The organism is Plantibacter sp. CFBP 13570, from assembly GCF_014841395.1.
In the GTDB taxonomy this organism is placed as follows: domain Bacteria; phylum Actinomycetota; class Actinomycetes; order Actinomycetales; family Microbacteriaceae; genus Plantibacter; species Plantibacter auratus.
In genome coordinates this window covers 25,176-34,366 of the sequence record NZ_JACYTW010000044.1, presented here as the reverse complement: position 1 = coordinate 34,366, position 9,191 = coordinate 25,176, and the positions used below count along the sequence as shown (strand labels likewise).

At 71.1% G+C, this 9,191-nt stretch carries 7 protein-coding genes and 1 pseudogene; 5 read left to right on the top strand and 3 right to left on the bottom strand.

Going from position 1 to position 9,191, the window contains the following annotated elements; genetic code table 11:
- Nucleotides 1-418, top strand: a pseudogene (locus tag IFT89_RS14315) (MFS transporter); the annotation flags it as partial.
- A gap of 5 nt (nt 419-423) precedes the next feature.
- Here IFT89_RS14315 and IFT89_RS14310 read toward each other — a convergent pair.
- Nucleotides 424-915, bottom strand: coding sequence for an Lrp/AsnC family transcriptional regulator (locus IFT89_RS14310; RefSeq protein ID WP_202939299.1), 492 nt, complete (start codon nt 913-915; stop codon nt 424-426).
- A 91-nt stretch (nt 916-1,006) separates the two neighbouring features.
- Here IFT89_RS14310 and IFT89_RS14305 point away from each other — a divergent pair, with 91 nt between their 5' ends.
- On the top strand, nt 1,007-1,675 hold the full coding sequence (locus tag IFT89_RS14305; protein WP_202939298.1) for a YitT family protein: 669 nt from the start codon (nt 1,007-1,009) through the stop codon (nt 1,673-1,675).
- A gap of 93 nt (nt 1,676-1,768) precedes the next feature.
- Here IFT89_RS14305 and IFT89_RS14300 read toward each other — a convergent pair whose 3' ends face one another.
- Nucleotides 1,769-2,995 (bottom strand): pyridoxal phosphate-dependent aminotransferase, encoded by a 1,227-nt coding sequence (locus IFT89_RS14300; RefSeq protein WP_138945938.1) that lies wholly within the window; start codon nt 2,993-2,995, stop codon nt 1,769-1,771.
- Between the two features lie 82 nt (nt 2,996-3,077).
- Complete coding sequence (locus tag IFT89_RS14295) at nt 3,078-4,151, bottom strand: hypothetical protein (RefSeq protein ID WP_202939297.1); 1,074 nt, start codon at nt 4,149-4,151, stop codon at nt 3,078-3,080.
- 228 nt (nt 4,152-4,379) lie between these two features.
- Here IFT89_RS14295 and IFT89_RS14290 point away from each other — a divergent pair, with 228 nt between their 5' ends.
- From IFT89_RS14290 to IFT89_RS14280, 3 genes are read left to right on the top strand one after another with little or no spacing between them, the layout of a single operon-like run.
- Nucleotides 4,380-5,366 carry a 3-oxoacyl-ACP synthase III gene (locus tag IFT89_RS14290; protein WP_194718740.1) on the top strand — a complete coding sequence of 329 codons (987 nt, stop codon included), beginning with the start codon at nt 4,380-4,382 and terminating at the stop codon, nt 5,364-5,366.
- Complete coding sequence (locus tag IFT89_RS14285) at nt 5,360-8,038, top strand: alpha/beta fold hydrolase (protein ID WP_307783521.1); 2,679 nt, start codon at nt 5,360-5,362, stop codon at nt 8,036-8,038. The genes IFT89_RS14290 and IFT89_RS14285 overlap by 7 nt, the downstream gene beginning before the upstream one ends.
- Nucleotides 8,035-9,003, top strand: a complete 969-nt coding sequence (locus IFT89_RS14280) for an NAD-dependent epimerase/dehydratase family protein (RefSeq protein ID WP_191940099.1) — start codon at nt 8,035-8,037, stop codon at nt 9,001-9,003. The genes IFT89_RS14285 and IFT89_RS14280 overlap by 4 nt, the downstream gene beginning before the upstream one ends.
- The last annotated feature ends 188 nt before the right edge of the window (nt 9,004-9,191 follow it).

Genomic DNA, 9,191 nt, shown 5'->3' with positions numbered 1-9,191 from the left:
CGGGCTGCTGCCGGCCGCCGGGGCCGTCGCGGCCGCGGTGCTCCACCGCCGCCGACCCGTCGTCGCGGCCGTTTACGGGGCGTCCGCGCTGTCCGCCGGTACCGTGCTCCTGCTCGTCGCCCTGATCCTCGGGTCGCTCCCGGTCGCGGTGGTCGCCGTCGTGATCGCCGGAACCGGGTTCGGCACGGCGTTCATGGGCACGATCGCCTCGCTCGTCCCGCTCGCGCCGGCCGACGAACGCGCTGAGCTCTTCGCCGCGCTGTACATCGTCGCGTACCTGTCCTTCGGCGTGCCGGCCGTCATCGCCGGCCTGCTCGCCTCGGCCATCGGGCTCCACGCCACGGTGCTCGGCTACGGCACGGTCGTCGCGATCGCCGCGGGCACGGCCGCTGTGGTGCGTGCCCGGTCGGCGCGCTGACGGCTTCAGCGCACTGACGGCCCCTCGGCGAGGCGATCGAGGAGGGTCGACGCGCGGTACGGGATGACCTCGATGAGTGAGACCTTCGTGTTCGTCCGGACCACGCCCGGAGCCGCGAGCAGCACCCCGGCGATGCGGTGCAGGTCCTCCGTGTCGTGCGCGACGACCTTCGCGAAGAGGTCGGCGTCACCGGTGGTCGCGTGCACCTCGACGATCTCCGGGATCGACTCGAGGGCCGCGTAGGCCTCCGTCGCGAGGTCCTGCCGGATGGAGATCTCGATGAACGCGGTGAGGGGGTAGCCCAGCGCCGACAGTCGCACCCGGCGACTCGGGGCGCCGAGTGCGCCGCTCGTCTCGAGTCGGCGCAGGCGGGCGTGGACGGTGTTCCTCGCGACGCCGAGAATGCGTGCAAGGGCGAGCGCCGTCACGGACGGGTCGTCGTCGAGCGCGGTCAGGATGCGCGCGTCGAGGTGGTCGATGGTCGTAGGATGAGGCATGTTGCTCACTCTCGGGCTAGGAATCAAGCACGATGACCACTGCACTCTACTCGTGTTGCGCAGGACGACGAGCTGATGCATCGTTGGCGGAATGAGCACCCAGCAGCCGAGCGCCGCGACGTCGAGCGCGCAGCAGGCCCCCTCCACGCCTGCCCCGGCACCGTCTCCGGTTCGACACGGGGTGGTCGAGGACATCCTCGGGCTGCTCGTCGGCGTCACGGTCGTGTCGTTCGGCCTCTTCATCCTGAAGGCCGGTTCGGCGGTGACCGGTGGGACGGCCGGCCTGTCGCTCCTCGTCAGCTACCTCGCACCCGTGCCGTTCCCGGTGCTGTTCATCGCGATCAACCTGCCGTTCTTCCTGCTCGCGATCCGCGGCAAGGGCTGGGTGTTCACGCTGCGGAGCGGCGGCGCGATCGTGCTCGTGTCCGTCCTGTCCGGGGTGCACCCGCTGTTCCTGCCGGTCGGGCACATGGACCCGTTCTACGCGGCCGTGGTCGGCAACGTGCTCTGCGGCGTCGGCATCCTGATCCTGTTCCGACACCGAGCCAGTCTCGGTGGGTTCAACATCGTCGCGCTGATCCTCCAGGACCGGTTCGGCATCCGCGCGGGCTACGTGCTCATGGCCGTCGACACCGTGGTGGTGCTCGTGTCACTCGTCGCCGTGCCGCCGCTCAACGTGCTCGTCTCGGCGCTCGGCGCAGTCCTGCTGAACCTCATCCTCGCGCTGAACCACCGGCCGGGTCGCTACCTCGGCGTCTAGGGCAGGAGATCCGCCCGGCAGCAGGACGCGCTGCTCGACGACATCCTGCCACCGCGCTGATGTCCTGCTGCCGCGCCTCCTGCTTGACGGCGCCTACTGCTTGTAGGACGACAGGAAGTTGCCGAGCCGTTCGATCGCGTCGGTGAGGACACGCTCCTCGGGCAGGGTGACGACCCGCAGGTGGTCGGGGTCCGGCCAGTTGAAGCCCGTGCCCTGGACGAGCAGGATGTGCTCCGCCACGAGCAGATCGTGGACGAGCAGCTCGTCGTCGTGGATCTCGTGGACCTCCGGGTCGAGGCGCGGGAAGGCGTAGAGCGCACCCATCGGCTTCGTGCAGGAGACGCCGGGGATCGAGTTGAGGCCGGCCCAGGTGGCGTCGCGCTGCTCGAGCAGGCGACCGCTCGGTGCGATCAGGGCGTCGATCGACTGCACGCCGGAGAGCGCCGCCTGCACGGCGTGCTGCGCCGGCACGTTCGGGCACAGACGCGTGGACGCCAGGAGGTTGATGCCCTCGAGGAAGCCGCGCGCATGGTCACGCGGTCCCGTGATGACGAGCCAGCCGGACCGGTAGCCGGCGACGCGGTAGGTCTTGGACAGGCCGTTGAAGGTGAGGCAGAGGAGGTCGGGGGCGACGGTCGCCATCGGGATGTGGACGGCGTCGTCGTACAGGATGCGGTCGTAGATCTCGTCGGCGAGCAGCAGCAGCCCGTGCTCGCGTGCGACTCCGGCGATCTGCTCCAGCACCTCGCGGGAGTACACCGCGCCCGTGGGGTTGTTCGGGTTGATGACGACGATCGCCTTGGTGTTCGGCGTGATCTTGGAGCGGATGTCCTCGATGTCGGGCGCCCAGTCCGCCTCCTCATCGCAGCGGTAGTGCACCGGCGTGCCACCCGCGAGGCTCGTCATCGCGGTCCACAGCGGGTAGTCGGGCGCGGGGATGAGGACCTCGTCGCCGTCGTCGAGGAGGGCCTGCATCGTCATCGTGATGAGCTCGGAGACGCCGTTGCCGAGGAACACCCACTCCGGGTCGACCCGGGGGAACCCCTCCATCTCCTCGTAGCGGTAGGAGACGGCCTGACGCGCGGAGAGGATGCCGCGGCTGTCGCTGTACCCGTGGGAGTGGGGGAGCGCGGCGATCATGTCGCGCACGATCTGGTGCGGTGCCTCGAAGTCGAAGATCGCGGGGTTGCCGGTGTTGAGCTTCAGGATGCGGTGCCCGTCGGCCTCGAGACGCACGGCCTCGACGAGGGCCTTCCCCCGGATCTCATAGAGGACGCTTTTCAGCTTGGAGGACTGGTCGAGGGTGCGGCGGGTGGTCATCCCCACAGGCTACTGCGGGGATGTGAGCGCACGACAATGCCGATTCAGGGATCGCGGCTCCCGCGGTCGGTCGGCTCCGGTGTCAGACGGCAAGGGCCTCGAGGCGGGCGAGGAGCACCGGACGAGGAGGCCGCGCCGTGCGGACGACGTCGAGCGCGGTCCGGCCGTCGGCGAGGACGACGGCCGGGTCGAGGCCAGGCGCGGCGAGGAGCACGTCGTACAGCGGTTCGAGTCGGTTCTCGGGGAAGTTGCCCTGCCCGGCGAGTGCGGTCAGCGGGACACCGTTCGCCGGTGACGACGCGTTGACGTCGGCACCCGCGGTGATGAGTGCGCCGAGCACCCGGGCGTCCTGTTCGGCGTCCCGCGCGCCGGAGCGGTCGAGCGCGAGGTGGAGGACGCTGTCGCCCTGGGCGGTGCGTAGGGCGACGTCGGCACCGTCGGCCAGCAGCTGCGGGACGAACGTGGAGCGGACGGTGAGGTCGGGATTGCGCAGGACGGCGTGGAGCAAGCTGTCGCCGTTCTCGTCGACCGCGGACGCGAGGCCTGGGGTGTAGACGGCTCGGAGCTCGTCGAGGTTCTGCCAGGTCGCCGTGCGGGTCACCGCCTCGGTGGCGGGGGCGAGTCCGGCCGCATCCAGATACGCCGTCACCAGGTCGAACAGCTGCGGCCGCCGGAAGCGACTCGAGCGGGCCCGGTCGAGCACGGAGTGCCCGTGCGGGTCGGGCGCGAGGAGCTCGAGGCCCGGCTGGTCGAAGAACGCACGGTAGTAGGGTTCGAGCTCCGCTTCGGACAGCTTCGGGTGGTCGACCTCCTCCACCGGGCGGCGCTGGTGTCGTCCGGCGGGCCGGTTCACGTCGGCACCGGCGGCGATGAGGCGACGGACGAGCGGAGGGTCGACCTCGGGGTCCCGGGCGCGCTGCGCCAGCAGGACGTGCAGCAGCGTGTACCCCTCGTCGAGGACGACCGTCGCATCCGCCCCGTCGTCAAGGAGCTGCCCGGCGATGAACGCGCGCGTCGCCGGATCCTGGTTGGACATCGCCTCGGCCAACAGCGGCAGCCCGGTCGAATCGGTGTACGAGGGCCAGGTATCGGGGTCGTAGGCCGCCTCGAAGTCCTCGATGCTCGCACGCTTCAACCAGTAGGGCCGGACCACCATCGTGACATCCTCCGATCAGGCGGCACCGGCGGAATGGGCCGCGCCCACCAGCCTAGGCGGACGCCCCGCGCGCTGTCCGGCTGGACGCCCGCTGTCAACGTCGGGGACACGATTCGTCCACGTTCAGGGTAAAGGAGTACCGTCAGACGCTGGCGGTCAAGACTGCCTGGTCAGAGGCACGGAGGAATCGTGACCGGAAACGCAACTACCCGATTCGACAATGTGGCCATGTTGTCGGTGGCGAGCACGCTGCCGTCCGCAGTGGTGACCTCGGTCGAGATCGAAGAGGGCCTCGCGGCCGCGATGAAACGCGCCCGCCTCCCGAAGGGCATCCTGCGACGCGTCGCCGGTGTGGTCGAGCGACGACACTGGGGCCCCGGTGAGAACTCGGATGACGCCACCGTGTCGGCCGGACGCCGTGCGCTGGCCGAGGCCGGCATCTCACCGTCGCAGATCGGCCTCATGATCAACACTTCGGTCACGAGACAGCACCTCGAGCCCTCCGTCGCCGTCCGCATCCACGACGGCCTCGGCTTGCCGAGCTCGGCCATCAACTTCGACATCGCCAACGCCTGCCTCGGTTTCGTGACCGGTATGACGATGGCGGCCGCGATGATCGAGTCCGGACAGATCGAGTACGCGCTCATCGTCAACGGTGAGGACGCGAGCGAGGTCCACGCCAACACGATCGAGCGCCTGAGCGGCAGCACCATCGACCGCGACGACTTCATGAGCGAGTTCGCCTCCCTCACGCTCGGCTCCGGAGCGGCCGCCGCCGTCATCGGGCCGGCCGATCGTCACCCCGAGGGACACCGCATCCTCGGCGGGGTCACCCGCGCGGCGACGGAGTTCAACCACCTCTGCGTCGGCAGCGTCGACGGCATGTTCACGGACGCCCGAGCACTCCTCAAGGGTGGGCTCGACCTCGTCGTCTCCGCGTGGAAGGAGGCCGCCGGCGACTCGTGGCGGTGGTCGAAGATGGACCGCTACATCACCCACCAGGTGTCGTCCATCCACACGGACTCCATGGTGAAGGCCGCCTCGCTCGACCGCAGTCGCGTCCCGGTCACCTATCCCTACCTCGGCAACGTCGGGCCGGCCTCCATCCCGATCACCCTCGCCGACCAGCAGTCGACCCTGAACAAGGGCGACCGCGTCCTCCTCATGGGCGTCGGCTCGGGGTTGAACACCGGCCTCATGGAACTCGCGTGGTAGCGGGCACCGTCGCCGCGAACGTCGGTCTGCGGACCATGGGGGTGCGCGCCGCAGGTCTGCCCGGCCTGCCCGCCGCCTTCTCCCACCGCATCGACGTCCCCGGCCGCCTGGCCGACGACGGCACCACGCGCAACTGGCACTACCTCGACACCGCCTCGGCGCTCGCCGAAGCCGGCGCGACACCGGTCGGCACCGTGCTCGCCGTCCACGGGAACCCGACGTGGTCGTACCTGTGGCGCACGCTCGTCACGCAGTCGGTCGAGCAGGCGTCCTCCGGTGGCGACGCCTGGCGCGTCGTCGCCGTCGACCAGCTCGAGATGGGCTGGTCGGAGCGGACCGAGGTCGCCCGCACCCTCGAACAGCGGATCGCCGACCTCGCCGCCTTCACCGAGGCGCTCGGCATCACCGGTCCCGTCGTCACGCTCGGCCACGACTGGGGCGGCGTCATCTCCCTCGGCTGGGCGACGGAGCACCCGGAGGAGCTCGTCGGCTCGATGCTCCTCAACACCGCCGTGCATCACCCGGAGGGCACGGCGATCCCCGCGCCGCTGCGTCTCGCCGGCGCTCGAGGCATGCTCGGTGCCGGATCGGTCCAGACCACGGCGTTCCTCGACACGACGCTCTCCCTCGCGTCACCGCCCCTCGACCGCGACGTCCGCGACGCCTACCGGAGCCCGTACGGGTCGCCGGCCCGCCGTCGGGGGATCGGTGCGTTCGTCGCCGACATCCCCGCGACGCCCGACCACGTCAGCTTCCCGCGCCTCGAGCGCCTCGCCGACGACGTCGCCCAGCTCCGTGTTCCGGCCGTCATGCTCTGGGGCCCCCGCGATCCGATCTTCAGCGACCGCTACCTCGACGACCTCGCCGACCGCCTTCCGCACGCCGAGGTCCACCGCTTCGAGGGTGCCGGCCACCTCGTCATCGACGACGCCCCCGTCGCCGAATCACTGCTCACCTGGCTCGGCGACCGCCTGCCGCAGGGTGCGGCCGCGGAGACCGTGCCGACTGCTCCCGCCGAGGCGTCCGCGTCCGACGGCGGCTTCGAGCCGCTGTGGCGTCGGCTCGACCAGCGTCGCACCGACGACGGCGACGCCATCGTCGAGCAGCGCGGGTCCGGAACCGCCCGTCGCGTCAGCTGGCGGCAACTCGACGACCGCGTGACGCGCCTGGCCGCCGGCCTGCACCGCATCGGTGTCCGGCGTGGCGACCGCGTCTCGCTGCTCGTCACGCCCGGCGCCACGCTCACCGCCGTCATCTACGCCTGCCTGCGCATCGGCGCGGTCGTGGTCGTCGCCGACGCCGGTCTCGGCGTCAAAGGCCTCCACCGCGCGGTCCGAGGCGCGTGGCCCGCGTACGTCATCGGCGAGACCAAGGGGCTCGCCGCCGCTCGTGCGCTCGGTTGGCCGGGCGTGAAGATCTCCGCCGCCCGCCTCCCCGGCGCGACCGCGACGGCCCTCGGCGTCTCGCACAGCCTCAAGGACCTGCTCGACACCCGTACGACGCCTGAGCTGCCCAGCGAACCAGGCCCGACCGACCTCGCGGCGATCCTCTACACCTCGGGATCGACCGGCCCGGCGAAGGGCGTGAAGTACACGCACGCTCAGCTGTCGTCGTTGCGCGACGTCCTCTCGGAGCACTTCGCGATCACCGCCGACTCGGGACTCGTCACCGGGTTCGCGCCGTTCGCGCTGCTCGGCCCGGCGCTCGGAGCCCGTTCCTCGACGCCGGAGATGGACATCTCGGCGCCCCGGACGCTCACGGCGCGGGCGGTCGCTGCCGCCGTGGCCGAGACGGACGCCGACATCGTGTTCCTCTCGCCGGCCGCCATCCTGAACGTGGTCGCGACGGCCGACGCGCTCGACAGTACGGACCGCCAGGCGCTCCAGGGCGTCAGGACCGTGCTCTCGACGGGCGCGCCCGTCAGTCGCCAGCTCCTCACGGCACTCGTGGGTGTCCTGCCCAACGCGTCTGCACACGCGGTGTACGGCATGACCGAGTGCCTGCTCGTCGCGGACATCACCCTCGACACGCTGCCCGACGAGGACACCGAGCACACGGGTGTGTGCGTCGGGACGCCCATCGGCGGCGTCGACGTGCGCATCAGCCCGCTCGACGAGGCCGGCCGCGCCACGGGTGCGCCGACGCAGGACGCGGACCGCCTGGGCGAGGTCATCATCTCGGCCGATCACCTCAAGTCGCAGTACGACCGGCTCTGGCTGACCGACCGGGCCGCCGTCCGCGACGTCGCCGACGGCGGGCGCTGGCACCGCACCGGCGATGTCGGGCATCTCGACGCCGATGGCCGTCTCTGGATCGAGGGCCGTCTGCCGCACGTGATCGCGACCCAGGAGGGACCGATCGCTCCGGTCGGACCGGAGCAGGCGATCGAGACGGTGCCGCTCGTGCGCCGCGCCGCCCTCGTGGGCGTTGGCCCCGAGGGCCTCCGCCAGTGCGTCGCGATCGTCGAGACGACCACGGGTACGAAGCGGGTCCAGCTCGCCGAGGCCCAGCTCGCAGGGCAGGTGCGGGATGCTTCGACGCAGCCGCTCGTCGCCGTCTTCGTGGTCCCCGAGCTGCCGACCGACATCCGCCACAACTCCAAGATCGACCGCACCCACCTGTCGGTGTGGGCGGAAGGCATCCTGGCCGGTGAACGGCTGAGCACCCCGTGACGGTCCTCGTCACCGGCGCGAGCGGCATGCTCGGCCGCGAGGTCGCCCTCGAGCTGCTCCGCGGTGGACATCGCGTCCGGGTGTTGCAGCGTGGGCCATCCGCGCTCACCGACGTCGAGGAGGTGCGGGGATCCATCACCGACGCAGCCGTCGTCGAGTCGGCGATGGACGGTGTCGACGCGGTCGTGCATCTGGCGGCGAAGGTCTCGTTGGCGGGTGATCCGGCGGAGTTCGAGCGGGTCAACGTCACCGGGGCCGAGGTCGTCCTCGACGCGGCCGAGACCGCGGGTGTCTCACGGTTCGTCCACATCTCCTCGCCGTCCGTCGCGCACGGTGGCTCGGCGCTCGTGGGTGTCGGTGCGGAACCGGCCGACCCGGACGCGGCACGCGGGGAGTACGCGCGGACGAAGGCGCAGGGCGAACTGCACGCCCTCGCGCGGGACCGTCGCGGCTTCGCGGTCGTCGTCGTGCGGCCGCACCTCGTCTGGGGCCCGGGCGACCCGCAGCTCGTCGAGCGCATCGTCGACCGTGCGCGCCGCGGCCGGTTGCCCCTGCTCGACGACGGCACCGCGCTCATCGACAGCACTTACGTCGCGAACGCGGCGTCGGCCATCGCCGCGGCACTCGAGCATGCGGAGACGGCACATGGTCGTGCGTTCGTGGTGACGAACGGTGAGCCGCGCCCGGTCGGCGAACTGCTCGCGGGCATCTGCCGTGCTGCCGGCGTGAAGCCGCCCGCCTTCAGCGTCCCCGCCGGCGTCGCCCGAGCTGCCGGTGGGCTCGTCGAGCGCCTGTGGAGTATCCGTCCCGGCGCCGATGAGCCGCCGATGACGCGCTTCCTCGCGGAACAGCTGTCGACCGCCCACTGGTTCGACCAGCGCCAGACCCGCGCGGCCTTGCACTGGACGCCGGCGGTCTCGATCGACGAGGGCCTCGAGCGCCTGGCGGCGCACTACCGCGCCTGAATCAGACACCGGGCAGGTGTCCTGCAGTCGGTCACTGATACTCAGAACCAGACCCGCCGCAACGTTCCAGACACCCGAATGCCGGCTCAAGCGGCGGCGGGGTCTGGGCCACAACCGGGCGAGGGAGCCCGGTACGGATCATGGTACGCGCTGGATCCGGTCGTTTCGGCGGAATGCTCGGTCCGTTC

Bases quoted from the DNA above. Each gene is read 5' to 3' on its own strand.
- IFT89_RS14300 (WP_138945938.1), bottom strand. From the start codon at position 2,995: ATGACCACCCGCCGCACCCTCGACCAGTCCTCCAAGCTGAAAAGCGTC.
- IFT89_RS14305 (WP_202939298.1), top strand. From the start codon at position 1,007: ATGAGCACCCAGCAGCCGAGCGCCGCGACGTCGAGCGCGCAGCAGGCC.
- IFT89_RS14295 (WP_202939297.1), bottom strand. From the start codon at position 4,151: ATGGTGGTCCGGCCCTACTGGTTGAAGCGTGCGAGCATCGAGGACTTC.
- IFT89_RS14290 (WP_194718740.1), top strand. From the start codon at position 4,380: ATGTTGTCGGTGGCGAGCACGCTGCCGTCCGCAGTGGTGACCTCGGTC.
- IFT89_RS14310 (WP_202939299.1), bottom strand. From the start codon at position 915: ATGCCTCATCCTACGACCATCGACCACCTCGACGCGCGCATCCTGACC.